The 25,906-nt window shown below is 42.0% G+C and carries 28 protein-coding genes and 1 other RNA gene; 20 read left to right on the top strand and 9 right to left on the bottom strand.

Translation table 11 applies throughout. From position 1 onward, the window contains the following. Positions 1-232: 232 nt before the first annotated feature. Genes AOG26_RS02685 through murA form a run of 7 tightly spaced genes read left to right on the top strand, consistent with a single transcriptional unit; the run spans position 233 to position 4,889 of the window. Positions 233-1,051, top strand: coding sequence for an ATP-binding cassette domain-containing protein (locus AOG26_RS02685; RefSeq protein ID WP_082401555.1), 819 nt, complete (start codon positions 233-235; stop codon positions 1,049-1,051). Then, a complete protein-coding gene (gene mlaE / locus AOG26_RS02680; RefSeq protein ID WP_054554167.1) occupies positions 1,044-1,823 on the top strand; it encodes a lipid asymmetry maintenance ABC transporter permease subunit MlaE in 780 nt (259 codons plus the stop codon). The genes AOG26_RS02685 and mlaE overlap by 8 nt, the downstream gene beginning before the upstream one ends. Before the next feature lie 13 nt (positions 1,824-1,836). Continuing rightward, positions 1,837-2,385: an outer membrane lipid asymmetry maintenance protein MlaD gene (gene mlaD, locus AOG26_RS02675; RefSeq protein ID WP_054561096.1), complete on the top strand. Its 549-nt coding sequence runs from the start codon at positions 1,837-1,839 to the stop codon at positions 2,383-2,385. Positions 2,386-2,387: 2 nt separating this feature from the next. Further along, positions 2,388-3,065 (top strand): MlaC/ttg2D family ABC transporter substrate-binding protein, encoded by a 678-nt coding sequence (locus tag AOG26_RS02670; protein ID WP_054561095.1) that lies wholly within the window; start codon positions 2,388-2,390, stop codon positions 3,063-3,065. Beyond that, positions 3,058-3,351 (top strand): STAS domain-containing protein, encoded by a 294-nt coding sequence (locus tag AOG26_RS02665; protein ID WP_054561094.1) that lies wholly within the window; start codon positions 3,058-3,060, stop codon positions 3,349-3,351. The genes AOG26_RS02670 and AOG26_RS02665 overlap by 8 nt, the downstream gene beginning before the upstream one ends. Positions 3,352-3,356: 5 nt before the next feature. Further along, positions 3,357-3,614, top strand: a complete 258-nt coding sequence (locus AOG26_RS02660) for a BolA family protein (RefSeq protein ID WP_054554171.1) — start codon at positions 3,357-3,359, stop codon at positions 3,612-3,614. Between the two features lie 15 nt (positions 3,615-3,629). Further along, positions 3,630-4,889 carry a UDP-N-acetylglucosamine 1-carboxyvinyltransferase gene (gene murA, locus AOG26_RS02655; RefSeq protein WP_054561093.1) on the top strand — a complete coding sequence of 420 codons (1,260 nt, stop codon included), beginning with the start codon at positions 3,630-3,632 and terminating at the stop codon, positions 4,887-4,889. Between the two features lie 67 nt (positions 4,890-4,956). On the opposite strand, the gene AOG26_RS02650 is transcribed toward murA, so the two are convergent. The 3 genes from AOG26_RS02650 to AOG26_RS02640 form a co-directional block, all read right to left on the bottom strand. Then, a complete protein-coding gene (locus AOG26_RS02650; RefSeq protein WP_054561092.1) occupies positions 4,957-6,039 on the bottom strand; it encodes a trypsin-like peptidase domain-containing protein in 1,083 nt (360 codons plus the stop codon). A gap of 98 nt (positions 6,040-6,137) precedes the next feature. Next, positions 6,138-7,490 (bottom strand): Do family serine endopeptidase, encoded by a 1,353-nt coding sequence (locus AOG26_RS02645; protein ID WP_054561091.1) that lies wholly within the window; start codon positions 7,488-7,490, stop codon positions 6,138-6,140. Positions 7,491-7,613: 123 nt separating this feature from the next. Further along, complete coding sequence (locus AOG26_RS02640) at positions 7,614-8,057, bottom strand: YhcB family protein (protein WP_054561090.1); 444 nt, start codon at positions 8,055-8,057, stop codon at positions 7,614-7,616. 178 nt (positions 8,058-8,235) lie between these two features. On the opposite strand from AOG26_RS02640, the gene zapE reads away from it, so the two are divergent. The 8 genes from zapE to AOG26_RS02600 all read left to right on the top strand — a co-directional run bounded on the left by zapE (position 8,236) and on the right by AOG26_RS02600 (position 14,939). Further along, positions 8,236-9,324 (top strand): cell division protein ZapE, encoded by a 1,089-nt coding sequence (gene zapE, locus AOG26_RS02635; protein ID WP_054561089.1) that lies wholly within the window; start codon positions 8,236-8,238, stop codon positions 9,322-9,324. Between the two features lie 390 nt (positions 9,325-9,714). Further along, positions 9,715-10,143 (top strand): 50S ribosomal protein L13, encoded by a 429-nt coding sequence (gene rplM / locus AOG26_RS02630; RefSeq protein WP_054561088.1) that lies wholly within the window; start codon positions 9,715-9,717, stop codon positions 10,141-10,143. An 8-nt stretch (positions 10,144-10,151) separates the two neighbouring features. Then, entirely contained in the window at positions 10,152-10,544 is a 393-nt protein-coding gene (gene rpsI / locus AOG26_RS02625; RefSeq protein ID WP_095209788.1) for a 30S ribosomal protein S9, read from the top strand. A 659-nt stretch (positions 10,545-11,203) separates the two neighbouring features. After that, positions 11,204-11,794, top strand: a complete 591-nt coding sequence (gene petA, locus AOG26_RS02620) for a ubiquinol-cytochrome c reductase iron-sulfur subunit (protein WP_054554178.1) — start codon at positions 11,204-11,206, stop codon at positions 11,792-11,794. After that, positions 11,794-13,059 carry a cytochrome b gene (locus tag AOG26_RS02615; protein WP_054554179.1) on the top strand — a complete coding sequence of 422 codons (1,266 nt, stop codon included), beginning with the start codon at positions 11,794-11,796 and terminating at the stop codon, positions 13,057-13,059. The genes petA and AOG26_RS02615 overlap by 1 nt, the downstream gene beginning before the upstream one ends. Continuing rightward, positions 13,056-13,793: a cytochrome c1 gene (locus AOG26_RS02610; protein ID WP_054554180.1), complete on the top strand. Its 738-nt coding sequence runs from the start codon at positions 13,056-13,058 to the stop codon at positions 13,791-13,793. The genes AOG26_RS02615 and AOG26_RS02610 overlap by 4 nt, the downstream gene beginning before the upstream one ends. A 79-nt stretch (positions 13,794-13,872) precedes the next feature. Next, positions 13,873-14,499, top strand: coding sequence for a stringent starvation protein SspA (gene sspA, locus AOG26_RS02605; RefSeq protein ID WP_054554181.1), 627 nt, complete (start codon positions 13,873-13,875; stop codon positions 14,497-14,499). Then, positions 14,499-14,939: a ClpXP protease specificity-enhancing factor gene (locus AOG26_RS02600; RefSeq protein WP_054561087.1), complete on the top strand. Its 441-nt coding sequence runs from the start codon at positions 14,499-14,501 to the stop codon at positions 14,937-14,939. The genes sspA and AOG26_RS02600 overlap by 1 nt, the downstream gene beginning before the upstream one ends. Before the next feature lie 65 nt (positions 14,940-15,004). Here AOG26_RS02600 and dolP read toward each other — a convergent pair whose 3' ends face one another. The 4 genes from dolP to AOG26_RS02580 are packed head-to-tail and all read right to left on the bottom strand — an operon-like array spanning position 15,005 to position 18,478. After that, the gene (gene dolP, locus AOG26_RS02595) at positions 15,005-15,571 is read right to left on the bottom strand and encodes a division/outer membrane stress-associated lipid-binding lipoprotein (protein WP_054561086.1); all 567 of its coding nucleotides are present in this window, start codon (positions 15,569-15,571) and stop codon (positions 15,005-15,007) included. Next, the gene (locus tag AOG26_RS02590) at positions 15,571-16,158 is read right to left on the bottom strand and encodes an SIS domain-containing protein (RefSeq protein WP_054561085.1); all 588 of its coding nucleotides are present in this window, start codon (positions 16,156-16,158) and stop codon (positions 15,571-15,573) included. Before AOG26_RS02590 ends, dolP begins: the two co-directional genes overlap by 1 nt. Positions 16,159-16,190: 32 nt before the next feature. Beyond that, positions 16,191-16,562, bottom strand: a complete 372-nt coding sequence (locus AOG26_RS02585; protein ID WP_054561084.1) for a YraN family protein — start codon at positions 16,560-16,562, stop codon at positions 16,191-16,193. A gap of 38 nt (positions 16,563-16,600) precedes the next feature. Next, complete coding sequence (locus tag AOG26_RS02580) at positions 16,601-18,478, bottom strand: penicillin-binding protein activator (protein ID WP_054561083.1); 1,878 nt, start codon at positions 18,476-18,478, stop codon at positions 16,601-16,603. Between the two features lie 61 nt (positions 18,479-18,539). On the opposite strand from AOG26_RS02580, the gene rsmI reads away from it, so the two are divergent. The 3 genes from rsmI to AOG26_RS02570 all read left to right on the top strand — a co-directional run bounded on the left by rsmI (position 18,540) and on the right by AOG26_RS02570 (position 20,759). Further along, a complete protein-coding gene (gene rsmI, locus AOG26_RS02575) occupies positions 18,540-19,397 on the top strand; it encodes a 16S rRNA (cytidine(1402)-2'-O)-methyltransferase (protein WP_054561082.1) in 858 nt (285 codons plus the stop codon). Positions 19,398-19,439: 42 nt separating this feature from the next. Next, an RNA gene (gene rnpB, locus AOG26_RS03180) (RNase P RNA component class A) lies at positions 19,440-19,791 on the top strand. A gap of 446 nt (positions 19,792-20,237) precedes the next feature. Then, positions 20,238-20,759 carry a hypothetical protein gene (locus tag AOG26_RS02570; RefSeq protein WP_054561081.1) on the top strand — a complete coding sequence of 174 codons (522 nt, stop codon included), beginning with the start codon at positions 20,238-20,240 and terminating at the stop codon, positions 20,757-20,759. Between the two features lie 10 nt (positions 20,760-20,769). Here AOG26_RS02570 and AOG26_RS02565 read toward each other — a convergent pair whose 3' ends face one another. Together AOG26_RS02565 and AOG26_RS02560 are read right to left on the bottom strand one after the other, a co-directional pair. Further along, positions 20,770-22,335, bottom strand: a complete 1,566-nt coding sequence (locus AOG26_RS02565) for an MASE1 domain-containing protein (RefSeq protein WP_054561080.1) — start codon at positions 22,333-22,335, stop codon at positions 20,770-20,772. Continuing rightward, positions 22,322-22,951, bottom strand: a complete 630-nt coding sequence (locus tag AOG26_RS02560) for a response regulator transcription factor (RefSeq protein WP_054561079.1) — start codon at positions 22,949-22,951, stop codon at positions 22,322-22,324. The genes AOG26_RS02565 and AOG26_RS02560 overlap by 14 nt, the downstream gene beginning before the upstream one ends. Positions 22,952-23,201: 250 nt before the next feature. Between AOG26_RS02560 and AOG26_RS02555 the strand changes: the two genes are divergently transcribed. Continuing rightward, positions 23,202-23,444: a YdcH family protein gene (locus AOG26_RS02555; protein WP_054561078.1), complete on the top strand. Its 243-nt coding sequence runs from the start codon at positions 23,202-23,204 to the stop codon at positions 23,442-23,444. A gap of 172 nt (positions 23,445-23,616) precedes the next feature. Next, on the top strand, positions 23,617-25,863 hold the full coding sequence (locus AOG26_RS02550) for a S46 family peptidase (protein ID WP_054561077.1): 2,247 nt from the start codon (positions 23,617-23,619) through the stop codon (positions 25,861-25,863). The last annotated feature ends 43 nt before the right edge of the window (positions 25,864-25,906 follow it).

Raw genomic sequence — 25,906 nt, 5'->3', positions numbered from 1 at the left:
TACTTATACAGATGACTGCAAATAGTAACAAAAGCGAACCTGAAAGTATAAGTAAAAGAATGGGCTGGCGAGCATAAAGCGTGCTTAGCAAGGAAACTAAATTTCAGGTTTCGTTAAGCTCTTTGCAGCTAGCTTTAGAATTTATTGATAGAAAATATTACAAAATTTTACGATTTGTTTTTTCCATCTTGACTAAAAAACCCTTAAAATGGCAAAACTAGTGAAAAACGTTATGGAGAGCGACTTGTCGCAATCAATAGTAGAAATCAAGGATGTAACCTTTTCACGGGGCGATAGAATCATATATAAAAATATGAGTTTTAACATTCCGAAAGGCAAGATTACCGCTATCATGGGACCAAGCGGCATTGGTAAAACCACCATGTTGCGCTTAATTGGCGGTCAGCTTAAACCTGATTCTGGTGACATTTTATTTGAAGGCAACAGCATTCCTGGCATGACTCGCAAGGAACTTTATGCTGCCCGCACCAAAATGAGTATGCTGTTTCAAAGTGGCGCTTTATTTACCGATATGTCAGTGTTTGACAATATCGCCTTTCCTTTGCGCGAACATACTCAACTCAGCGAAGATTTAATCCGACTTGTCGTTTTAATGAAATTACAAGCTGTCGGCTTACGTGGCGCACAAGACTTAATGCCGTCTGAGCTTTCTGGTGGTATGGCTCGCCGTGCTGCTTTAGCGCGTTCAATTGCTCTTGATCCAGAGCTTATCATGTACGATGAGCCATTTGCTGGCCAAGATCCTATCTCTATGGGTGTGTTAGTTAAGCTAATTAAATCACTGAATGAGGTGCTAGGTTTATCATCACTTATCGTGACCCATGATGTAACAGAGGTTATGAGCATTGCTGATCACGTGATCATCATTGCTGATCAAGGGGTGATAGGCGAAGGTTCACCAGAGCAAATGCAAAACCATGAATCTGAGCTTGTGCAACAGTTCTTAAATGGTTTATCGGATGGTCCTGTACCATTCCATTTCCCAGCTCCTGCGTATGATGATGAATTACTAGGAGTGCATAATGCTTGATCTATTCCAGAAGTTAGGTCACAAAACATTAGGGCGCTTTGCCGCGCTTGGTCGTTCAACTCAGATGCTGTTTGGTGCACTCGTTAATGTGCCGAACTTCAAAAAAGGCACGCCTTTACTTGTTCGCCAATTATATATGGTGGGCTCGCAATCTCTTTTAATCATTATGGTGTCAGGCTTATTCATCGGTATGGTGCTCGCCCTGCAGGGTTACACCGTATTAGTAGGCTATGGTGCTGAAGATAGCTTAGGGCCTTTAGTGGCATTGAGCTTATTACGGGAGTTAGGCCCTGTAGTAACTGCGTTACTGTTTGCAGGCCGCGCGGGCAGTGCACTTACTGCTGAAATTGGTTTAATGAAAGCAACCGAGCAATTATCAAGTTTAGAAATGATGGCGATTGATCCACTTAAACGCATTATTGCACCGCGTTTTTGGGCTGGTTTTATCAGTATGCCATTACTTGCATTAATATTTTCTGCGGTTGCTATTATCGGCGCTCATTTAGTGGGTGTTGATTGGCTTGGTGTTGATTCAGGAAGCTTCTGGTCAATCATGCAAGCGCAAGTGTCGTTTCAACAAGATATTGTGAACGGCATGATTAAGAGTTTTGTATTCGCCATGATTGTGACCTGGATTGCACTTTACAAAGGCTATGACTGTGTTCCTACATCTGAGGGGATCAGTAAAGCGACAACAGAAACCGTTGTGCACTCGTCATTGGCAGTATTAGGTTTTGACTTTATTTTAACAGCGGTAATGTTTACCAGCTAATTAGGGTATAAAGATGAATTCACGGAAATTAGAAATATTAGTTGGCTTTTTTGTAGCCCTTGGTATCGCTGCATTTGCATTATTAGCATTTAAAGTTGCGAATGCCGGCATTAGTGGTAGTGGTGAGACTTACCAACTGAACGCAAAGTTTGAAAACATTGGTTCTTTAAAAGCACGTGCGCCGATTAAAGTAGGTGGTGTAGTTGTTGGCCGAGTTGAATCAATCTTTATTCACCCAAAAGAGTTTGTGCCTGTGGTAAATATGGCGATTGATGCAAATTACTTATGTAAGTTTTCAGACACAACATCAATCTCTATTTTGACATCAGGTATTTTAGGTGAGCAGTACTTAGGCATTAACCCTGTTATTGCCCCTGAATCTGCTGAGCAACGCTGTATGGGTGAAGATGTAACAGCAAGTGAGCATGATACAGATCTAGATGATCTATTTGGTGTTGAAAGCAAAGCGCTTGCAGATGGTGACTACATTACTGATACAAAATCAGCGCTTGTTTTAGAAGAGTTAATCGGTCAGTTCTTATTCAACCAGGGTGGTGAATAATTATGTTTAAGAAGTTTTTATTATGTATTGCTGTGCTGTTTAGCCTAAACGCACAAGCCGCTGAACCTAAGGTTGATTTAAAAGACCCGTACAAAATGGTTCGTACAGTGTCAGATAATACTTTTGCACGTATTACCAAAGACCAACCTCTTATCGCGAAAGACAAAGAGCATCTTCGCGTTATTGTAGAAGAAGAGCTAATGCCTTACATTGACTACAAGTATGCTGCACTGCGCGTACTAGGTAATCACGTGTCAAAGGTGCGTGCTATCGAAGATAAAGAGGAAAAAGCGAAAGCGATTAAAGAGTTACAACGCTTCATTGACGTTTTTCAAAAGTATTTAATTGCTACTTACGCAGGTGTGTTTACTCAATACACTAATCAAAGCGTTGAGTTTGCTCCGCCTCAGCCTTTCAAAGGCCAAGATGTGGTGGTTGTTAAAACTAAGATTGTTGAAGCCGGTAAACCTGATATCAGAATCGACTTTAAAGTACGTGAAGACCGAAGTGGTGACTGGGGCGCGTACGATATGATCGCAGAAGGTATTAGTTTGCTTGATGCTAAACAAAGTGAATTACAAGGTATTTTACGCCAACATGGTCTAGATTATGTAAGTGACTTACTAGAGCAGAAGAGCCAACTGCCAGTGCAATTTAGAGGTGATGGTGGCGATGAGTAAAGTCGAGATTACTCAACTTGAAGATAACCAGTTTCGAGTCAGTGGCGAACTGACTCGAAATTCAATTGGCCGTGAACGCCTTCTGAACGCCAAGCCAGATTCTAGCCATAAAACATGGTATTTTGACCTTTCTGGGCTATCTAGGGTTGACACAGCGGGCTTAGCTTGGTTAATTCACTCTTTCGCAGAATTAAAGCAGCAAGGTATTCACCTTGAACTGCAAAATAGCCCTGAACAATTGCAAAATTTAATGCAATTGGGTCAGGTCACAAACTTATTTGAGTGAGATTTATGGAAACAAGCCAAGTCGAAACGTTATTACGCGACGAACTAAAACTAGATGAAGTGATTGTTAAAGCAAATGGTAGCCACTACGAAGTGATTGCTGTTGGTGAGTGTTTTGATGGTTTATCTCGCGTGAAGAAGCAACAGTTGGTTTATGCTCCGTTAATGTCAACAATCTCAGACGGTACAATCCACGCTGTATCTATTAAAGCGTTCACACCGACTGAATGGAAACGCGAACAAAAATTTATTTTACCTCAATAGTCGCAGGGCCTCCTAATGGATCAATTTGTTATTCAAGGTGGCACCTCGCTGGCAGGTGAAGTCACTATTTCTGGCGCTAAAAATGCCGCTCTTCCAATTCTTTTTGCTGCGCTTTTAGGGCAGGGCAAAAGTACCTTTAGTAATGTTCCTCGTTTACGCGATATTGGCACCACAGAAGCCTTGTTAAAAACACTGGGTGCAAATGTCGAGTGGCAGCAAGACAAGCTAATCATTGATGGTGCGACGGTTGATAAAACGCTTGCACCGTACGATCTGGTAAAGCAAATGCGTGCCTCAGTTCTTGCATTAGGTCCTTTAGTTGCTCGTTTTGGTGAAGCGCAAGTATCACTGCCTGGTGGTTGTGCAATTGGTGCTCGCCCAGTTGATATCCATATTCAAGGTCTTGAGCGCATGGGCGCTATCATCAAGGTTGAAAATGGTTACATCAACGCAAAGGTTGATGGTCGCTTAAAAGGCGCTGAAATCTTTATGGAGATGGTCAGTGTTGGCGCAACAGAAAACTTACTGATGGCAGCAACGCTGGCTGACGGTAAAACAGTACTTGAAAATGCAGCTCGCGAACCTGAAATTACCGATCTTGCTAATTGCTTAATTGCGATGGGTGCGAAGATCAGCGGTGCAGGCACTAGCCGTATCGAAATTGAAGGGGTTGAGTCACTATCGGGTTGTGAGTACAGCATTCTTCCTGATCGCATTGAAACAGGCACTTTCTTGGTTGCGGCGGCAATGGCTGGCGGTGAAGTGCTTTGTAAAAATACAGACCACCATAGTCTTGATCCTGTGATTGAAAAGCTGCGTGCTACCAATGCCTTGGTTGAAGTCACTGATAACAGCATTTACCTTGATATGCGTGGCCGCGAACTAAAAGCGGTTAATATTAAGACTATGCCACACCCGGGCTTCCCTACCGATATGCAAGCGCAATTTACAGCTTTAAATGTGGTAGCGAAGGGCAGTGCAACCATCACAGAAACGATTTTCGAAAACCGTTTTATGCACGTGCCTGAGTTACAGCGTATGGGCGCAAACATTCGCTTAGAAGGTAATACAGCAATTTGTGGGGATACCGAAAGCTTATCGGGCGCACAGGTAATGGCAACTGATTTACGTGCCTCGGCAAGTCTGATTCTTACTGGCATCGTTGCTCAAGGTGAGACTATTGTTGACCGCATCTATCACGTAGATCGTGGTTATCAACGCATTGAAGATAAGTTGAGTGCTCTAGGTGCCAATATCAAGCGTCGTTCAAGCTAATCGCTAAGACTTATAAAAAAGGCCTAACATCAGTTAGGCCTTTTTTATATCTGTGTTGTTTCAGTAACTACTGCTCGTCTTCGAGTTCAGCAACAGTTACCATCACTTTTAAGACTTTACCATCGCGGTAAATCTCAAATTCAAGCTCTTTACCTGGTTCTGTATTCGCAAGTTTCTCGAGCACTTGTTGTGGGTTGGCTACAGGAATACCGCCAATTTTGATTACAATGTCAGTTTCTCTGATGCCTGCTTTCCAAGCTGGGCCAAATGGATCAAGTTGAGAAATACGCATGCCTGCAACAGGTGTAAAGCTATCGCTTACATCTTTGCCCGTGCTATCAATACCTGTGCCACTGAAGCCTAAATAGCCACGAACGACACGACCATGTTTGATTAGCTTATCCATCACATCTTTGGCAATCGAGTAAGGTACCGCAAAAAAGATACCCTGAATATCGAGATTTTCATGAGTTTTAAATTGTGCCGAGGTAATACCGACTAAGTCACCTCGTGAATTGACTAACGCGCCACCTGAGTTACCTACGTTAATCGCAGCATCCATCTGTAACAGGCTGCTGTAAGGGCTATCGATTAAGTTTTGTTTACCCGTCGCACTGATTATACCTTGGGTAATGGTTTGGCCTAAGTTAAGCGGGTTTCCAATCGCTAAAACAACATCACCAACACGTGGCTTAAATTTATCATTTACTGGAATTTTTGGTAAATGCTCAGCGCTGATCTTTAATAGCGCTAAATCTGTTTGAGTATCAAAACCAATCACTTGTACATCATAAAAGCGACGGCCATCAGCCAGCGTGACGATAATGAGATCGGCATTTTTAATTACATGGTAGTTAGTCAGAATATAGCCGTCTTGGGTCATGATCACACCAGAGCCAAGAGCTTGAACGGTGTTTTGGCGTTTATAGCGCGGTTGATTGGAAATGCTTTCTGAAAAAATAGTAACAACCGACGGTGCTGCTTTTTGCACTGCATCAGCAAAGCTCATGTGCTCTGATGATATCGCCGCAGGTAAATTCATATCTGGTAACAGTGTGGTACGAAGGCTTGGGCTAAATAACACCACTAAAAAGGCAATGCCTAAACCGGTGAAAAGCGGAGGAAGGATAAATTTAAAAAGTTTTAGCACAGTATTCTTATTATCAGTGAGCAATCCCTTAATGATGGCACAAAAAAAATAACAGCGGCAAGCACCGCTGTTATTTTTTCATGATTTATCAACTAGGTTTACTGGATCAGTACGAAAATAAGCTCTCTACCGCGCTTAACACCTAGTACGATGTTACCTTTGGTATTTTCGATGATCTTATTCATGTCGCGAATTGTTTCAACGCGTTGACGGTTAACTTGCATGATCACGTCACCTTCTTCAAGGCCAACGCGAGCAGCAGGAGAACGTGCTTGCACGCCGGTTACTTCAACACCTTTACCATCACTCTTCTGAGTGTTTTCTAATGTTGCACCTTGGAAAGCTGGGTGTGTCTCTTCGCCTGCGGCAGTTGTGGCTGATGCACCATCGAGCGTGACATTAACAGTTTTAACTTTGCCATCTCGGTAAATGCCCAGTTTTACTTTTTTGCCTTCACCAAGTGTAGCAATTTTACTGCGTAGTTCATGGAAGCCACTAATTTCGGTGCCATCGACACTAATAATTACATCACCGGCTTTGATACCCGCTTTACTTGCTGCGGTATCATCCATTACTTGCATAACGTAAGCGCCTTGCTTCACGTCGAGTTGTTGTGCTTTAGCAAGGCCTGCATCAAGTGGGCGACCCGAAATACCTAATGAGCCACGGCGCACTTCACCGTGTTCGATAATTTGGTCAACAAGGTTCTTCATCATGGTAGATGGAATTGCAAAGCCAATGCCCACGTTGCCTCCAGATGCACCTAAGATAGCGGTGTTGATACCAATCAGCTCACCATTAAGGTTAACTAACGCGCCGCCTGAGTTACCTTGGTTGATAGCTGCATCGGTTTGAATAAAGTCTTCATAGCCTTCTATATTTAAACCGCTACGGCCAAGGGCACTGACGATACCTGATGTTACTGTGTGACTTAAACCAAATGGATTACCAATGGCAACTGCAAAATCACCTACACGTAACTGATCTGAATCGGCAATTTTAAGCGCGGTTAAGTCCTCTGCATCAATTTGCAATAAGGCAATATCTGATTCTTTGTCGCTACCGATTTTAGTTGCTTCATATTCGCGACCATCTTCTAAGGTCACCACCATTTTTTCGGCATCTTCGATAACATGGTTATTGGTTACCACGTAACCTTCGTCTGCATCAATGATCACACCTGAGCCTAGGCCACTAAATTCACGCTTTTGACTGCCACCACGAGGAACACCAAAAAAGTCATCAAAAGGAGTCGCACGGCGGCGAACTTCTTTAGAGCCTGACACTTGAATACTCACCACTCCCGGTGTGATCTGTTCAAGCATAGGTGCTAGGGTTGGCAATTGTTGACCATTTACAGCAACAGGAAGTTTTGCCATTGAAATTGCAGGACTTAATAATAAGCTAGAAGATAAAATAGCAGCACTGATAACAGATAATTTCATTTTCATAGTCTGGGTTTACTCCACTTCAGAGATAAAGCAAAAACTAAAAAGGGCTGCATAAGCAGCCCTTTTCTTGGTTTAGATATAAAGCTGTTATATCTAAAGACTATGGGGTCAAAAAAAAGTTCATCAAGAGGCTTTAGAATGTTCTGAAACTTTCTCTGAGCCAGTGAACAAGCCCGTTTCACCAACAACATAGTCAGCAGGCTGAGCTTCGGCACTTGAACGATCGCCTCTGCGGTCTTGTAATGAGTTTTGTAATTGCTCAGTCGTTTCTTTAGAAAAGAACGGCTCATTTGGATGCTGTTTTTTATCAGCAAGTAGTAGTTTATTTGTTTCTTCTACATGGTTCAGTAGCTGGTCGTAGTTATCTTTCATTTTAGATACTAGCTTACCTGTGCTCGCCAGATGATCAGCCACATCTTGACGATATTGTTCAAGCGCATTGTTAGCTTGCTCGACTTGTTGTTCTAGTTCGTCTTGCTTAAATTGTTTTTTGGTTGCAAAAGCACCAATGAAGAATGCTGAAATTGCAACGATGATTAGAATACCTATCCAGGTAATTGTGCCCATAAATCTACCCCTTTGGGAAAAAATAACAAAAACAAATGCTTTAAAAGCATTTATAGTCCAATCATTATTAAAATATGCTTAATTTGATTGTGAAATCATACTGCGGGCTAATATACCCTGAGATACGATGCGTGTTAATATACTGTGCAAATTTAACTGTGTTTTATTGTAACGACCTATGACTCCTTGGCAGAAATACCAACAAGATTTACAACGTGAAGACTTTGTACATGATGCAGCGCAAGAAAATGCAGTGCGCCATTTGCAAAGACTCTATGATGACCTAACGGCAGACAAACCGGCCGCGAAGGGGTGGTTTGCCAAACTATTCTCTAAAGATAGCACGCCAAGTATAAAAGGGCTGTATTTTTGGGGCGGAGTAGGTAGAGGTAAGACCTATTTAGTTGATACTTTCTACGAAGCTTTACCTACTGATCGTAAGATGCGTGTGCACTTTCACCGTTTTATGCATCGCGTGCATGATGAGCTGAAAAAGTTAAAAAATACCAGTAATCCATTAAATGTGGTTGCAGATATCTTTAAATCAGAAACAGACATTATCTGTTTCGATGAATTTTTTGTGCAAGATATCACTGATGCAATGTTACTAGGTGGTTTGATGGAAGCATTATTTGAACGCGGTATTGTGCTGGTTGCGACATCAAACATCGTGCCTGATGAGCTATATCGAAACGGTTTACAACGTGCGCGTTTCTTACCAGCAATAGAACTGGTAAAAGCCAATACCGAAATTGTTAATGTTGATTCGGGGGTTGATTATCGCTTACGTACCCTTGAGCAAGCCGAAATTTTCCATAGTCCGCTTGATAAGCAAGCTGATGATAATTTATTTGAATACTTCGATAAGTTGTCACCTGAGCCCGGTGTGCTCGATAAAGAAATTGAAATTGAAGGGCGGATGATCAAAACCCGTAAAGTGTCTGACTGTATTGCTATGTTTGAGTTTAGTGAACTATGTGAAACAGCCCGCAGCCAAGTTGATTACATGGAAATAAGCCGACTTTATAACACGGTGATTTTGTCTAACGTAAAATCATTAGGCCAAGCCAATGATGATGCCGCACGTCGTTTTATCGCGTTAGTGGATGAATTCTACGAGCGTCATGTAACGCTGATTATTTCTGCTGAAAAGCCAATAACCGAGCTATATAGCGAAGGTAACTTAAATTTTGAATTTAAGCGTTGTATTAGCCGACTACAAGAAATGCAATCGCTAGAGTATTTAGCAAAAGAGCATCTAGCGTAGTAGAGCTGTCAGCCTTCAGCCGTCAGTTTTTAGCTGATCGAGATAGTGGTTTAGTTTTTATGTTTTTAACCACAATAGCTTTACATTTATTTCTCTGGTTTTATGTTTTTGATAGCTGATAGCTGATAGCTGATAGCTGATAGCTGATAGCTGATAGCTGATAGCTGATAGCTGATTTTCTCGAATAAAAAACAACCATCATATAGCAATGTGGTTCAAGTGCTGGTATACTCCCGCGTCTGCCACGTTGCGTTCTATTGCCAGATATTAGTTTAGCCTCTAATTGATGGCTCAAAGTCTTAAACTCGAAGGGGTTAAAGCATTCAACTTAGAGCGGTAATTAATAATAATTACCTGTGGTTTTAATTAAAAAACATTGGATTTTAATAAATGAAAACGTTTGTTGCTAAGCCAGAAACAGTAAAACGTGACTGGTACGTAGTTGACGCTGAAGGTAAAACTTTAGGTCGCATCGCTACTGAAATCGCTCGTCGCCTACGCGGTAAGCATAAAGCTGAATACACTCCTCACGTAGATACTGGTGATTACATCATCGTTATCAACGCTGAGAAAGTTACTGTTACTGGTAATAAAGCAAAAGACAAAATGTACTACGCTCATACTGGTTTCCCAGGTGGTCTTAAGTCTACTACTTTCGACAAGCTTCAAGCTGCAAAGCCTGAAATGATCATCGAAAAAGCTGTTAAAGGCATGTTGCCACGTGGTCCTTTAGGCCGCGCAATGTACCGTAAACTTAAAGTTTACTCAGGTACTGAGCACAACCATGCTGCACAACAGCCTCAGGTTCTAGACATTTAAGGAGCACTATCATGGCAAATCAATACTACGGTACAGGTCGTCGTAAAAGTTCAAGTGCTCGCGTATTCTTACGCCCAGGCACTGGTAACATCGTAATCAACAAGCGCTCTCTAGAAGAGTACTTCGGTCGTGAGACTGCTCGCATGGTTGTTCGTCAAGCATTAGAGCACGTAGAAATGACTGAAAAGTTTGACCTACACATCACTGTTTCAGGTGGTGGTACTACTGGTCAAGCTGGTGCTATCCGTCACGGTATCACTCGTGCACTTATGGAGTTTGACGAGTCTCTACGTCCTACACTTCGTAAAGCAGGTTTCGTTACACGTGATGCACGTAAAGTTGAGCGTAAGAAAGTGGGTCTTAAGAAAGCACGTAAGCGTCCACAATTCTCAAAACGTTAATATTTACGTTTATCAGAATACCAAAAACCCAGCTTCGGCTGGGTTTTTTGTTTTTCAGAGCTGTCAGCTTTAAGCCGTCAGTTTTTAGCTGATCGAGAGAGGGATCACTGCTTGAATGAACAAGTTCTTGCCAAGGCTTAATATTCCCATATACTTCTCGCATCTCGCATCTCGCATCTCGCATCTCGCATCTCGCATCTCGCATCTCGCAGAAGCGCAAAATCCTACCTTTTTTCGTTCGATAATTAACCACTGATAATAATTAGTACGTATAACAGTAAAAAAACTTCAAGATTTAGCAAAATTAGCTTAAATCCATCAGTTAATTGATGAAATTTTTTGCTACAATTGGGGGGCAAGTAATGTGAGTGAGTTCAACAACAGCTAATGCAGAATTCTGTTTCCTCTTAGTGAGGTTGATCTTGGTCAGTATATTGTTTTTTTATATGCGTTATCATAACCAGCGGCTTCATACTCGAGCTAACCTAAATTAATAATTCATTAAATAGGGTTTATTCGAGCATGAGACTGTGAATAACCTTGTTTTAATCAAGGGTTTTAATTATGATCGCGTCTATTTTGAAATTTCTAAAAATTAACCTGCTGTAACTGATGTTCTCAATATGGCAAGTGTTGGGAATCATAGTGGAGATAAGTGGATGAGCAATGCGCCTGTAGACAATGGCCGACGTCGCTTTTTAACCATAGCTACCTCTGTTGTTGGTGGTGTTGGTGCGGCTGGGGCTGCTGTTCCTTTTATTGCGTCTTGGAATCCAAGTGAGCGAGCTAAATCTGCGGGTGCGCCTGTAGAAGTAGATATCAGCAAGCTTGAGCCAGGACAATTAATACGTGTTGAGTGGCGAGGAAAACCTGTTTGGGTTATTAATCGTACACCAAGAATGCTTGAACAGATGAAAGAACATGAAGGTCAACTTCGTGATCCTGCGTCTGAAGAGCCTCAACAACCTGAATCATCAACCAATGAATATCGTTCGCAACGTCCTGAAATTTTCGTTGCTGTTGGTATTTGTACGCACTTAGGTTGTTCTCCTAGCTTCCTACAAGGTGGCTTTGGTGAGAAAGTAGAGGGCACAGACGACGGTTTCTTCTGTCCGTGTCACGGTTCTAAATTTGATATGGCTGGTCGTGTATTCCAATCTGTACCTGCACCATTAAATCTAGAAATTCCTCCGTATACCTTCCTTGATGACACGACTATTCTAGTCGGTGAAGAAAAAGGAGTGGCGTAATGTTTGGTAAAATTATTGGTTGGATCGACGATCGTATTCCAATGACACGTGTTTGGAACATGCATATTGCACAGTATCCAGCACCAAAAAACTTTAACTTCTGGTACTTCTTTGGCTCTTTAGCCATGTTAGTACTTGTTAACCAAATCGTAACTGGTATCTGGTTAACAATGAACTTCGTACCATCTGCTGAAGGTGCTTTCGCATCGGTAGAATACATCATGCGTGATGTTGAATACGGTTGGTTACTTCGTTACCTTCACTCAACAGGTGCATCAGCGTTCTTTATCGTTGTATACCTGCACATGTTCCGTGGCATGATCTACGGTTCTTACCAAAAACCACGTGAATTACTGTGGTTATTCGGTATGTTCATCTTCTTAGCGCTTATGGCTGAAGCTTTCATGGGTTACTTACTACCTTGGGGACAAATGTCTTTCTGGGGTGCACAGGTAATCATTTCACTATTCGGTGCGATTCCGGTTATTGGTGATGACTTAACGCTTTGGATCCGTGGTGACTACGTAATTTCTGGTGCTACGCTTAACCGCTTCTTTGCACTACACGTAATTGCATTACCTTTAGTAATCGTTATCTTAGTATTCTTACACATTGTTGCACTACACGAAGTGGGTTCAAACAACCCTGATGGTGTTGAAATTAAGCGTAAGAAAGGCACTGTAGCTGAAGAAGATAAGCCTAAATTCAAATTCCACGAGTATTACACCAACAAGAAAGACATTGTTGATGCAATCCCGTTCCACCCTTACTACACAGTAAAAGATATTGTGGGTGTGGTTGGTTTCTTAATCTTATTCTGTTGGGTTGTATTCTTTATGCCTGCGATGAATGGTTTCTTCCTAGAAGCGCCAAACTTCGAAGCAGCTAACCCGCTGAAAACACCAGAGCACATTTTCCCAGTTTGGTACTTTACGCCATTCTACGCAATCCTACGTGCAATCCCTAACAAGTTAATGGGTGTTGTGGCGATGGGTGCATCTATCGTAGTGCTTGCGTTACTACCTTGGATTGACCGTGGTTCGGTTCGCTCTATTCGTTATCGTTGTGGTTTACACAAGTTAAACATCGCACAATTCGTGGTAACTTTCGTTATCTTGGGTTGGGTTGGTGCTACACCACAAACTGATTTCAAAACGCTGTTATCACAAATCACGACTGTGACATACTTCATGTTCTTCGTATTGTTATTTGTTTACAGCAAGAATGAGAAAACTAAGCCATTACCAACGAGGTTGACGAAATGATGAAAAAGCTAATTATCGGTTTATTCGCATTGTTGCCATCGTTGACAATGGCAGCAGGTCCTTCGGTTCCTTTAATGGATGCGAACATTGACCTTAAAGATAACGCATCTTTACAGCGCGGTGCTAAATTGTTCATGAACTACTGTCTTGGTTGTCACCAAATGCAGTATCAACGTTATGAGCGTACGTTCCGCGATATCGGTATTCCTACTGAGATTGGTCAAGAGCAACTAATTTTTGATGGCTCAAAAGTAGGTAGCCACATCAAAAATGCGATTGATAAAGATGACGCAGCTAAATGGTTTGGCGCAGCGCCACCGGATCTTACGCTTGTTGCGCGAGTTCGTGGTACTGACTGGATTTACACTTATCTGAAGTCATTCTATAAAGACGAGTCTCGTCCGTTTGGCGTAAACAACGTTGTTTTCCCATCGGTAGGTATGCCACACGTTCTTCAAGAACTACAAGGTTTACCAACACCAATCACTGAAGAAGTGGAAGAACATGGTCACACTGTGACTAAAGTTGTTGGCGTTGAAACAGATGGTTCTGGTGAAATGAGTGTTGACGAGTACGATCGTGCTGCTCGTGACTTAACTAACTTCTTAGCTTACGTTGGCGAGCCGTCACGTTTAGAGTCAGAAGCGTTAGGTCTTAAGGTAATTGGTTTCCTAGTGATTCTATTTATCTTGGCATTCATGCTGAAGAAAGAATACTGGAGAGATGTTCACTAATCCTGGGCATTTTGAAAGGTAGTTTTGTGATAGGGGCTTAAGCCCCTATTGCTGTTTTTGTAATATAATGGAGGTAGGCATGGCCGTAGCTGCCAATAAGCGCCCTGTAATGACCCTGTTTTCTGGTGCTAACTGTATGTATAGCCATCAAGTACGTATCGTACTTGCTGAAAAAGGTGTAAGTGTTGACATTCACCTGGCTGAAAAGGATAACCTGCCAGAAGCACTTCATGAGATTAACCCTTACGGTACAGTACCAACACTGATCGATCGTGAGCTTGGTTTATATCAGGCAAACATCATCATGGAATACCTTGATGAACGTTTCCCTCATCCTCCACTAATGCCAGTTTATCCGGTTATGCGTGGCCGTAGTCGTCTGATGATGCATCGTATCGACACGGATTGGTATAGCCTAGCTAACAAAATCACTAGCGGTAGCAGCGAAGCTGCGCAAGCACGTAAAGAGCTTACAGAAGCGTTACTTGCAATTGCACCAATCTTCTCTGAAGCACCTTACTTCATGAGTGAAGAGTTCAGCTTAGTTGATTGTTACTTAGCACCACTACTTTGGCGTTTACCTGAGCTTGGCATTGAGCTTAATGGTGCAGGCGCGAAAGAGCTTAAAGAATACATGTTGCGTTTATTTGAGCGTGAATCATTCCAAGCTTCACTAACTGAAGCAGAGCGTGAGATCCGTTTATAATGACGCCTAATCGTCCTTATTTACTACGCGCTTTCTTTGATTGGATTGTTGATAATCAGTGCACACCACACTTAGTGGTTAACGCTGATTTTCCTGCTGTACAAGTACCAACACAGTTTGTGCAAGACGGTCAGATCGTTTTGAACATTAGCCCATCAGCGGTAACACAATTTGCAATGGACAACCAACAGCTTAGCTTTAATGCGCGCTTTGGTGGCCAACCAATGCAAGTGTACGTACCTATGGGTGCTGTGCTCGCAATTTATGCACGTGAGAATGGTGAAGGGACTGTATTTACTGCAGAAGAATTCATCGAGGACGAAGACGATTTTGCTCCGGTATTAGAAAGTGTTGAAACACCTGACGATGTTACGCCAGATGATGAACCACCAGCTAAACCAGAGAAGAAAAAAGGTGCTCACTTACGAGTGATTAAGTAACCTTAGTCAGACAAAAGAAAACCCGCTATTTAGCGGGTTTTTTATTATTAATTAACTATTTAGCGTTACAGATATTCAAACACTTTAATAACACGTTCAACGCCTGATACGTTACGTGCTACATCAACCGCTAAATTCGCTTCAGAGTCGCTCACTAAGCCCATTAAAAAGACTTCGCCATTCTCTGTTACGACTTTGATGTTATTGCTGCTGATGCTTTCTGTGGTGAGCAATTGCGTTTTCACTTTAGAAGTTAACCAAGAGTCGTGCGTTTGCGTACTCATACCAATATTTGAACCAATGCGAATTTGGTTGTGGATTTTACGAATACCATCAACGCCTTCAATAGCGCGTTGTGCTTCATCTTTCATTTCTGCGTTAGCAACTTGGCCAATCATAAGCACAATGCCATTAACGCTAATGACGTTAACGTTAGCAAATTTATGCAGGCGCTCATTTTCGCTGATAGCAATAGAACTTTTAATTTCGATGTTGTTATCGTCGATTTGTGAACCAATCGTGCGGCGATCATTCGCAGCAGTTACAGCGCCTGCAGTACCGGCGACAACGGCAGCTGCACAGCCTTGCAGCAATAAAACGGTACCAAATACTAGTAAAGACTGTTTAAACATTAATTTTCTTCCTGTGGGAATAAGGTTAAATCGATAAGCTCACTGAGGCAGTGTAAATTCACTAAGTGTGATTCAACAATACGGCTTGGGCGTTTGGATGGAACACGAATTTCAACATCATTTGGGCCAAGTAAGCCAACTAATTCACCACCATCATCACCAACAAGCACAATCACTTTCATATCACGGGTCAGTGCCGCTTCAACGGCTGAGATAATCTGCTTTTCATTACCATTGACAGCAATTGCTAATAAAAGGTCGCCTTGCTGTGCAAATGCACGAATTTGTCGTGCAAAGGTTTCGTGCTCATCATTATTTGCGGCTGAGCCTAAGTTAACTTGATCTTGTGCAAGCGCAACTGCGGGTAGGCATGGGCGCTCGGTTTCATAAAAGTTAATTAACAGCCCAGCCATATGCTGTGCCAACATGTGGCAGCTAGGAGTGCCACAACACAGCAGTTTATTGCCGTTAATAAGACTTTGTGCAATGGTGAACGCTGCCGATTCAAGTGCGCTTGGCAGTACTTCACCTGCCGCTATTTGAACTTGAATATTTTCGGTAAAGATTTTTTTTATCGTTTCTTGCATAACCTACCAAATTAAGCCGACGCCAAACGGCGTTAGTAAACATTTTTAAACCAGTTTAGGGTGCTGTTAAGCTCACCTGTTATAGCGACATAATCTATCCGCATAGCCTGGTTTGAGATCTTTCTCTCGGCAAGATAATGGCTAATCGTGCGCCTTAATCGTTGCTGCTTTTGTTTGCTGAGCGCATAGTTTGCACCACCACGCAGGGCGTTTTTTCTAAATTTTACTTCTACAAATACTAGTGTTTGCCCGTCACGCATTATTAGGTCAAGCTCACCGTATTTACATAAGTAATTACGCTCAATGGCTTTTAAGCCATGTTGTATTAAATACTGCTCTGCCTGATGTTCGTAATACAGGCCTTTCTCGCGGCTATTTTGCCACAATTGATTAAACCACGACATAGCTTCATCCTTGAGCTAATACTACGTTTTAAAAAAGGTTATTCAGCGGCATTAATCCCAATAGCAGATTGCATAAATAGCGGGATTGGTTGCTCAGTCGCTAAATCAACCGCAATGATTTTCTTATTCTTGTACTGTGCCCAATCTAGGGTGCGTGTAACATAGCCATTACTAGCAATGCTTAATTGACCACTGATACCACTAAAGCGTTTGCCTTGTACCATACTCAGTTGTTTTACATCACCGAGCATACTGGCTGCATCGAACGCCATGGCAAATAAGCGCTGGCTTATATCAGCGTTTTCTGGCCATAAGCTTTCGTACTGTTGGCGTAAATTGTGTTGCTGAATTTGACCGTCAAGCATCCAAGGTAGTTCCGTAAAATAAAGGCCATCTAAGTCGCCTTTATCGGTTCTATCAATTTGTTTACTGTGGCTTTTTGAGCTGGCATAAAGCGGGATTCGATCTGCAAAGGTACTCACGTTAACGTCTAAATACGGCTTGATTAAGCGTGTTTCGGTGGCATCACCTAAAATATAAATCACGTCAATGTCGCTGCGTGAGCGGGTTTCACTTTCTACTTCTTGCTTGAATAATGATTTGACGACTTTAATACGCTCTTTACTTTGGTCTACTTCAAGTAAGCCAGTGATGGTTTTCGGCATATCATCTTTACCTGAGTAAAACCCTATTTGTGGTTTAACTTCGCTGTATCGTTGCCACTGCGTATTAAAGTGTTCAACTAAACGCTGACCGTTACTATTATTAGGGGCTAGCAACATAGGCTTTTGATAGCCTGCTGTTAAAAATCGCTCTAATGCTTGCTGAACTTCATGCTCAGGGCTTAGTGCAAAGAAAAAGTGCTGCTGTGAAATGCGCTCACCGTCAAAGGTGTTTAAATGCATTACCGGGTAATCAACCAGTGTTTGTGCGCTAGTAAGCTTTTCGATATTGCTTTTTAGTAGTGGGCCAATAATAAAATCAGCATTAAATTCGCTTAGCTTGAGTGAGATCTCTGCAGCTGATAGTGATTCATCAATAAATAGGGTTTGCTCTAATGACTGCCCATCTAAGGCCGCAAGCACACCGGCTTTTAAGGCATCACCTAATCGCTCATTAGCACCTGATTGTGGAATAAGCACAGCTAAACGGTTCACATTTAAAGGTTCAATTTGTACCAGTTCAGTCACTTTTTTTGGCAGCACTTCAGCGGCTGGGTGACCCGGGTAGCGACGCAACCAGTTATTCATTGCTTGGTGAAGTTCTACAGGCGCACCTAAATACACTTGATGATAAAGCGCTAAATTAACCCAACCTTGTTGCACCACAGAGCCTCGGTTAAAGCGCTCAAGTGCGTACGATGAAAGCTGGGTTAGGTTTTGCCATAAATCTTTGTTTAAATTGGCAACGGTAAAGTTATTTTCGCTGCTAAGTGTTGATGCCTTAAAAAAGAAAGGCATTGCTTGTTTTGGCATACCTTGCGACGCGTAAACGCGCGCAGTCAGGTATTGATGCCATGCTTGATGCTCTGGCTGGCTTAACTGAGGCTCAAGTTGTTGTAACTGAGCTAAAGCTAAGTCGCTTTTGCCTTGATGCTCTTGCGCAAGGGCAATGTAAAGTTTGTTTTGAATTTGGTCGACACTTGGGGTTGCTTCAAGTTCGAGGCAGATTTTTTCTAGCAGTGCCCAGCGCTCTTCACTGATAGCCGCATCACGTGCAGTATATAAAAGCTGGATTTTATCGGCACCTTGACGGTTTAGCGCCGCTTGGTACATAGATTGTGCGTCGGTTAGCTGTGATAGCGCAATACTCGATTGGCTCGATTGATTTTCTGCACTATTTCGAGGTTTTTCGGTTGTGCTACAAGCCGATAACCCTGACAATACAATTAATAGACTAACAAGTTTAAGTCGCACAATGATTTCCCGATACGTTAACGCGATTTGCTTATATTACTGACTGACGCAGGAGACCTCAATGTTAAATGAGGACAATTCAGATAAAATCGGCACTCTTTACATTGTTGCCACGCCTATTGGTAACTTTGATGACATCAGCCAGCGTGCCATCCAAACCCTATCTGAGGTTGACTTAATAGCCGCTGAAGATACTCGTCATACAGGAAAGTTGTTAAGCCACTTTAATATCAAAGCAAAAACCTTTGCTCTGCATGACCATAACGAGAAACAAAAAGCGCAACAAATTGTAGATTGGTTAGAGCAAGGAATGAACATTGCGCTGGTATCTGACGCCGGCACGCCACTTATTAGCGACCCTGGTTATGCGGTGGTCAATTTATGCCGTGAACAAGGCGCGCACGTCGCGCCAGTGCCGGGAGCATGTGCTGCAATTACCGCTGTATGTTGTTCTGGTTTACCAACAGATCGTTTTCAGTTTATTGGTTTTACACCAGCAAAGAGTAAAGCAAGGCAGACCTTTTTCATTGAAGCGGTAAACTCAGGTATTACTAGCATCATGTATGAAAGTACCCACCGTATTATGGCGAGCCTTGATGATTTAGAAGCAGCACTCGGTGCAGAGCAGCCAGTAGTGTTTGCCAAAGAACTTACCAAAACTTTCGAAACCTTTTTCAATGGCACAGTTGCCGAGCTAAAACAGTTCTTAACGGATGATCCCACTAAGCAGCGTGGTGAAATCGTACTGATGCTACCGGGTAAAGCAAAGCAAAGTGACGATATTCCAGAAGATGCGCGCCGCATGCTAGGTTTACTCGAAGCCGAAATGCCACTGAAAAAAGCCTGCGGTGTTGTGGCTGAGTATTTTGGTTTGAAGAAAAACGCACTTTATAAAGCAATTATTGACGAAAAAGACTAATTCTTTACTGCATAGACGTGCGCGCTCAGGTATACTGCGCGCCGAGTCAGCCGAGATAATCGCTGCCTGCAACGAAAATGCGCAGGGGGAGGAAAGTCCGGGCTCCACAGGGCAGGGTGCCAGCTAACGGCTGGGGGGCGCGAGCCTACGACAAGTGCAGCAGAGAGGAGACCGCCAACTTCGGTTGGTAAGGGTGAAAGGGTGCGGTAAGAGCGCACCGGGCCACTGGTAACAGTTGGTTGCAAGGTAAACTCCACCCGGAGCAAGACCAAATAGGGTTCCTTATGGCGTGGCCCACGTTGGAACCGGGTAGGTTGCTTGAGCCATAGAGCAATTTATGGCCTAGACGAATGATTATCCACGACAGAACCCGGCTTATTGGCTGACTCACCAAATTATACAAGAGCCTCGGTATTTACCGAGGCTTTTTGTTTTTAGGGTGGAGAAAATCCACTCCGCGCATATAAAACAGCGGCTTATTGGCTGACTCAACAAATTAAAGAAAGCTCACAGTGAAAACTGTGGGCTTTTTGTTTTTTGGGCGGAGAAAATCCACTCCGCGCATACAAAACAGCGGCTTATTGGCTGATTCACCAACTTATACAAGAGCCTTGGTATTTACCGAGGCTTTTTGTTTTCTAAAAGAGCCATGTTTTCGAAACCCTCAAACCAAATCGAAATTGTTTGCTCTTTATTATCAAGAGGGCACTCTTCAGTTGTTTAACCATTCTCTGCAAACTAGGAATTTTTCTTAGACTCACTAAGAAAGTCACTCATTATCATAACGGCTTGTTCTGTATATCCTTTAAATCTAATTTACTTATGCTTAATGGATTGAAAATGAGTGTTATTGAGGGAAGTACTAAGGAGTTTGGCAATACGACTATTCTTCTTCATAGCTTAGGCTCTTCTTGTTACAGAATTGAATGGTATAGCAGGATGACGGGGGCGTCGACGAGTTTAGCAAGGCTCAAGCAAGGCAAGTACGTTGTTATTCGTAAGTGGGCACAAGTGAAAAATATGTCTGATGTTTCGAGCGAATTTAGTAGTCGAAATAGCGCTTTGATACACTTTCTAAATAACGTTGATATTGTTAAATCCCATGATGACTGGATCAGTGCCGCTAAGCAGCATTGTCTAAATTTGTTTGTTGAAAACGAGGGGCTTAAACCCGTTACTAAAGCGAGTTTTCCTAAACCGAGGTTGCAAGGTGCAATTGGTAAAGAAGTTGTTGTTAAATCGAAGTTGGGCGAAAGGGAAATAGCGCATGGCTTGTTGTTACAGCTTATAGGTAATCAAGCAGAAATACAGCTTGCGAATATTAAGAAAAAATATCTTACCAAGCAGGTTTATTTAAGGTAACTAGTTGTATTCAAATATCAAAGTATACTTCAATTTTAAATCCATCTATTTCAGTAACCGTACATGTACCGCCAAGGGCAATAACCCGCTCTTCAATAAATGATAACCCGTAGCCACCAGACTCTTGCAGTGTGGTCTTGGTTTTTCCATTATCCATAATAGTAAGGCATATATACTGTTCGTGAGCCAACAAGCTGAGCCTTAGCTCTGTGGCTGTACTGTGCTTGATGCAGTTTGTGACTGCTTCTTGGCAAATTCTGTAAATAGCTGTTTGATGTTCATCTGATATTGCTGAACTTAAGTTTATTTCAGCTACGTATTTGATTGATGCTTTACTTAGCAGAGAGTTAAAGCGTCCTTCTTTAAGAGCTTGCTCTAGCCCAAGCTCATCAAGCTCTCTAGGTCTTAAGTGATGCATAATTTGATAAACAGAGTCATACATCGCCTTTGCATTTTCTTTTAGGCCTTCAACGAGGGTATTTTCATTATTTCGTTGTGCTATCGAAAGTACCGTCAGGTCAGTTTTAAGTGCTGTTAGATTTTGGCCTAATTCGTCATGAAGTTCTTGAGACAAATACTTTCGCTCATTTTCTTGCACAGTTACCATGCGTTTAGCGAGCTGTTTATTTTTCTCAAGCAGCGCAGTGAGTTTTTCGTTACTGGCTTGTAGTTGATTATTTTTGATCTTTAACTCGTTAGTGGCGGTCCCTACCAGTAACCCTGTTACTGAATTGGCCAGGATAAATAATTGGCTAATGTAAGTATTGGTCGCATCTTGGGTGAGGCCTGCTTGTGCAACGATCAGCGTATTACTTACCAAGGCGCTTGCTATTGCTCCTTTAATACCAAATTTATAAGAGAACCAAATTACCGGTAGAAGTGAGCAAAGGCGTAGCAAAGGGTAAAGATCTGAGTGGCCTAGGTAACTAACAATGTAAATAGATGCCAGTGCTAATAAGCTTAGTAAAATAACAGCATGATGACGAGAGGGCACAAGGCTGTAGCTTTGGCTAATTAACAATAATGCTGGGGCCACTAATAATGTTCCCGTCAAGTCGCCTAATGTCATATTAAGTTGATATTGTAATACTTGCTTACCTTCTAACCAGGTTGTGAATTCAAAGGCGCTCGAAAACAAAAACCATTTAAAAGAAGCTGAAAAAACGGCTAGTAGAATTAACGACAAAGCCCCGGAATTAGAGGTGATTTTTGGTGGCCAGCGGCTTTTCTTAAAGCTGTAGACGATAGCCATATAGGTTAATTCTTGAAAGAAACCGTGAAATAAATCAAAGCTCCATTCACCATTGTAATAGACACCTAAATACGACGCATAAAGTCGAGAAGCAATCCAAAGCATTAGCCAAAATCGCACTGGAAAAATAACAAAAAATGCGAGCTTCACCCCTGCTGGCAGGTATATAGCACTACTTTGGGCAACGGTTTCTAAATGATTACTCACCCAAGAGGATAAATATAAGGCTAAAAAGTAAAGCGCAAACACCAATAACTGGTTAAATGCTTCAGTTATTAAGCTAAGTGAAGAACACTTTGTTGAAACGAGCTTATGCCAGTTCATCAAGTGTGATCATCCCGGAATCTATAGCAACTTTTAATAATTCAAATGAATTAGTGACTTCAAGTTTGTTGTATATATTCGTTTTATGTACGTGGGCTGTTTTGGGCATCATATCGAGTTGTTGCGCAACTTGTTTAGCATTTAGCCCTTTGGCAAATAAGGGAAGTGCCTCTTTCTCTCTTGGTGTTAAAAAAGAAAGTTTGCTTGCAGGGGAAGTAGTATTAAATTTCACATCTTCACTGATATAGCGCCCTCCTTTAATAACTGAATTGACTGCATCAATTAAAGCTTCTGATGCTGAGCGTTTAGAAACATAACCTTGAGCGCCGAGCTTTAAGGCGTTGCTAACGTATGGCTCGTAGTCATACATAGAAGCAACAATGGTTTTTATGTCGGGAAAGTGAGTGTTTAGATAGGTAAGAAATGCGAGTCCGTTTTCACCGTCATGCATTGATATATCAACAATAAATACATTAGGTTGCTCTAAGTTAACAGCAAGTTTTGCCTCAGTGACTGAGCAGGCTTCTATGATAACTTGCCACCCGTTTTGTAGCTCTAATAATTTTTTAAAGCTATCTCTAACCAGTTGATGATCTTCAATGATTCCAATTCGCATAATCCCTCCATAGATTTTTATTATATCCCTAATTCAATAAGTTATGTCTAGGAATTATTCTTATATTAATTAAATACGCGTTCATGTGTCCTGATTTTAATGGGACTAAAGCTTAGGAACATTTCTAGTTTAAACGCTATATTTTCTGAATCGTTGTGATAATTGATCTCGGACAAGGTTACTGCGTTGACTCTGTATGTTGCAGTGGTACAGTGAAATTGAACTTAAATTCTAGCTAAAGGAGTTGCCCATGCTAGGCGAAAAACACTCGTTATTGAATGAATTCCCTGAGTTTAATGAATTAATCCATAGCCTCGCGAAACACGATGCTCACTTCAAGAAAACCATGCAACGTTACGATGATATGGATAAAGAAATTCGCTCTCTTGAGTTGCAAGACTCTCCAATAGAAGATGCGGACATGCATGAAAAGAAGCATCAACGCGCCGTGCTAAAAGATGAACTTTATGACTTTTTAAAAGCTAATGCTTAATAAATGAATCGAATAATGCTCCTGCTAACGGTAGGAGCTTTTTCTCTCCTCTATTTTTACTCTCCAATCGTATTTAATCGCAATATCCCTTTACTCAATCAAGGTTATGGTAGTCTTAGCGCGATTTTTTAAGGCAACAATGGAATAGTGCTTTGCACTGACTGGGATTAACATGATTAAAAAAAATATTATTACTACTTCATTAGCACTCATGGGGGTTGTCGCTGTAGGTAGCGCACACGCTGATGAAGGGCAGTGGCAACCGCATCAATTAAAACAATTACAAAGCGAGTTTGACCGCGTCGGTATCGAATTACCGGCTTCACAAGTGGCAGATCTTAACCAATATCCACTCAATGCAGTGGTTGGTTTAGGCTATTGCTCTGCGTCATTTGTGTCACCAAAAGGCTTAGCTGTAACTAATCATCACTGTGCTTATGGCGCGATTCAAAATAACAGCACACCAGAAAATAACTTAATTGAAAAAGGCTTTTTAGCAGCTGACTTGTCAAAAGAATTACCAGCAGGCCCGCAAGAGCGTTTGTACGTAACTGAACAAGTGGATGATGTAACAGATCGCGTACTGGGTAACTTACCAGCAGATCTACACGGCAAAGCGCGTTTTGAGGCGATTCAAGCAAACCGCAAAGCCTTGATCAGTGAGTGTGAATCAGATCCTAACTACCGTTGTACAGTCCGTGATTTCCATCATGGCTTAGAGTACTTCATGATCAAACAACTGATGATCAAAGATGTGCGCTTAGTGTATGCTCCGGCAGAAGCGCTAGGTAACTTTGGTGGTGACATCGATAACTTTGAATACCCACGTCACACGGCGGATTTTACTTTCGTACGTGGTTATGTTGGTAAAGATGGCAAGCCTGCAGATTACAGCGAAGATAACGTACCTTATGAGCCAAAGTCGTTCTTAAAAGTGAATGCGAGCGGCGTAAGCTTAGGTGATGGTGTGCTGGTGGCAGGTTACCCTGGCCGCACTAGCCGCTATAAACTAGCAGATGAAGTAAATTATTCAGCGAGTTGGTATTATCCTACATTGCTTAATACTTACAACATGACCCTTGATGTGATTGCCAAGCAGAGCAAAGGCGATGAGCAAGCACAAGTTAAATATGCCTCTCGTGTAAAAAGCACTAACAACCGTTTAAAGAAACTGGAAGGCTTACAGGATGGTTTTAAAGTAACGGATATTCCGGGAATTAAAGCTACGCAAGAGCAAGAGTACCTAGCTTGGTTTGCACAAAGTGCTGAACGTAAAGCGTACGCAGATTCATATCACGCATTAAAGTCATTATTAGTTGAAGCGCACGCTCAGCAACAAAGTCATTTTTACTTTGATTACGCAAAACGCGCAGACTTATTAAGTACGGCAATTCGTTTATACCGCTTAGCTAAAGAAAGCGAAAAGCCAAATGCAGAGCGCGAAATGGGTTACCAAGAGCGCGATCTTCCTATGCTTAAAGCGCGTTTAGAGCGCTTACAAAAACAGTTTACGCCTGAAGTCGATAAAGCCTTATGGTTAAGCTACTTAGGTAACTATTTAGCGCAAGATAAAGCAGCGCAAGTTGCGGCATTAAACGACGGCTTAGGTATTACAGATACCACTACACTGGCTGAGCTTGATGCGATTATTGCTTCTTTTTATGCTAAAACAGAACTTACAGATACAGCAACGCGTGTTAGCTGGATTGGTAAATCAGTAGCCGAATTTGAAGCATCAAACGACCCATTCATAAAGTTAGCTGTTGCTCTATACGATACCAACATGGCACAAGAAGCTGATAAAAAAGAAATGGCGGGTCGCTTAGCAGAAATTCGCCCGCAGTATATGCAAGCCGTGATCGCTTTCAATAATGCTAAAGGTAAGCCAGTTTACCCAGATGCAAATGGCACACTACGCGTAAGCTATGCACAAGTTGATGGTTACCCAGCGGCAGATGCTGTTTATAAAACACCTTTTACATCACTACGTGGTTTAGTGGCTAAACACACAGGTGAAAAACCATTTGTTGTTACAGACAAAGTACTTGAAGCATACAAAAATCAAGCGTTTGGCGCGTACTACCGCGGTGACTTAGGTTTGCCTGGCGTAAGCTGTAGTTTATTTAGCTTTGGTTGTGAGCCACAAGCGGCTAAACCTCTTGAAGTTAACTCTGTACCAGTCAACTTTTTAAGTAGCGCTGATACCACAGGTGGTAATTCAGGTTCGCCAGTCATGAATGGTAAAGGTGAATTAGTGGGTCTTAATTTTGACTCGACTTATGAATCAATCACCAAAGATTGGTACTTTAACGCCAAAATCACCCGTGCTATTCACGTTGATATTCGATACATGCTTTGGTTAATGGAAGAAGTTGATAACGCAGGTTACCTACTTGATGAAATGACCCTAGTTAAATAGCTCCGCTATGTTAATAATAACCGCAGCAATCGCTGCGGTTTTT

It is taken from the genome of Pseudoalteromonas sp. UCD-33C (assembly GCF_001306895.1).
Lineage (GTDB): Bacteria > Pseudomonadota > Gammaproteobacteria > Enterobacterales > Alteromonadaceae > Pseudoalteromonas.
Note: the sequence above shows the minus strand (reverse complement) of the source record. Positions and strands in the feature narration are given on the sequence as shown.

Bases quoted from the DNA above. Each gene is read 5' to 3' on its own strand.
- AOG26_RS02685 (WP_082401555.1), top strand. From the start codon at position 233: ATGGAGAGCGACTTGTCGCAATCAATAGTAGAAATCAAGGATGTAACC.
- mlaE (WP_054554167.1), top strand. From the start codon at position 1,044: ATGCTTGATCTATTCCAGAAGTTAGGTCACAAAACATTAGGGCGCTTT.
- mlaD (WP_054561096.1), top strand. From the start codon at position 1,837: ATGAATTCACGGAAATTAGAAATATTAGTTGGCTTTTTTGTAGCCCTT.
- AOG26_RS02670 (WP_054561095.1), top strand. From the start codon at position 2,388: ATGTTTAAGAAGTTTTTATTATGTATTGCTGTGCTGTTTAGCCTAAAC.
- AOG26_RS02665 (WP_054561094.1), top strand. From the start codon at position 3,058: ATGAGTAAAGTCGAGATTACTCAACTTGAAGATAACCAGTTTCGAGTC.
- AOG26_RS02660 (WP_054554171.1), top strand. From the start codon at position 3,357: ATGGAAACAAGCCAAGTCGAAACGTTATTACGCGACGAACTAAAACTA.
- murA (WP_054561093.1), top strand. From the start codon at position 3,630: ATGGATCAATTTGTTATTCAAGGTGGCACCTCGCTGGCAGGTGAAGTC.
- AOG26_RS02645 (WP_054561091.1), bottom strand. From the start codon at position 7,490: ATGAAAATGAAATTATCTGTTATCAGTGCTGCTATTTTATCTTCTAGC.
- AOG26_RS02640 (WP_054561090.1), bottom strand. From the start codon at position 8,057: ATGGGCACAATTACCTGGATAGGTATTCTAATCATCGTTGCAATTTCA.
- zapE (WP_054561089.1), top strand. From the start codon at position 8,236: ATGACTCCTTGGCAGAAATACCAACAAGATTTACAACGTGAAGACTTT.
- rplM (WP_054561088.1), top strand. From the start codon at position 9,715: ATGAAAACGTTTGTTGCTAAGCCAGAAACAGTAAAACGTGACTGGTAC.
- petA (WP_054554178.1), top strand. From the start codon at position 11,204: ATGAGCAATGCGCCTGTAGACAATGGCCGACGTCGCTTTTTAACCATA.
- AOG26_RS02615 (WP_054554179.1), top strand. From the start codon at position 11,794: ATGTTTGGTAAAATTATTGGTTGGATCGACGATCGTATTCCAATGACA.
- AOG26_RS02610 (WP_054554180.1), top strand. From the start codon at position 13,056: ATGATGAAAAAGCTAATTATCGGTTTATTCGCATTGTTGCCATCGTTG.
- sspA (WP_054554181.1), top strand. From the start codon at position 13,873: ATGGCCGTAGCTGCCAATAAGCGCCCTGTAATGACCCTGTTTTCTGGT.
- AOG26_RS02600 (WP_054561087.1), top strand. From the start codon at position 14,499: ATGACGCCTAATCGTCCTTATTTACTACGCGCTTTCTTTGATTGGATT.
- dolP (WP_054561086.1), bottom strand. From the start codon at position 15,571: ATGTTTAAACAGTCTTTACTAGTATTTGGTACCGTTTTATTGCTGCAA.
- AOG26_RS02590 (WP_054561085.1), bottom strand. From the start codon at position 16,158: ATGCAAGAAACGATAAAAAAAATCTTTACCGAAAATATTCAAGTTCAA.
- AOG26_RS02585 (WP_054561084.1), bottom strand. From the start codon at position 16,562: ATGTCGTGGTTTAATCAATTGTGGCAAAATAGCCGCGAGAAAGGCCTG.
- rsmI (WP_054561082.1), top strand. From the start codon at position 18,540: ATGTTAAATGAGGACAATTCAGATAAAATCGGCACTCTTTACATTGTT.
- AOG26_RS02570 (WP_054561081.1), top strand. From the start codon at position 20,238: ATGAGTGTTATTGAGGGAAGTACTAAGGAGTTTGGCAATACGACTATT.
- AOG26_RS02565 (WP_054561080.1), bottom strand. From the start codon at position 22,335: ATGAACTGGCATAAGCTCGTTTCAACAAAGTGTTCTTCACTTAGCTTA.
- AOG26_RS02560 (WP_054561079.1), bottom strand. From the start codon at position 22,951: ATGCGAATTGGAATCATTGAAGATCATCAACTGGTTAGAGATAGCTTT.
- AOG26_RS02555 (WP_054561078.1), top strand. From the start codon at position 23,202: ATGCTAGGCGAAAAACACTCGTTATTGAATGAATTCCCTGAGTTTAAT.
- AOG26_RS02550 (WP_054561077.1), top strand. From the start codon at position 23,617: ATGATTAAAAAAAATATTATTACTACTTCATTAGCACTCATGGGGGTT.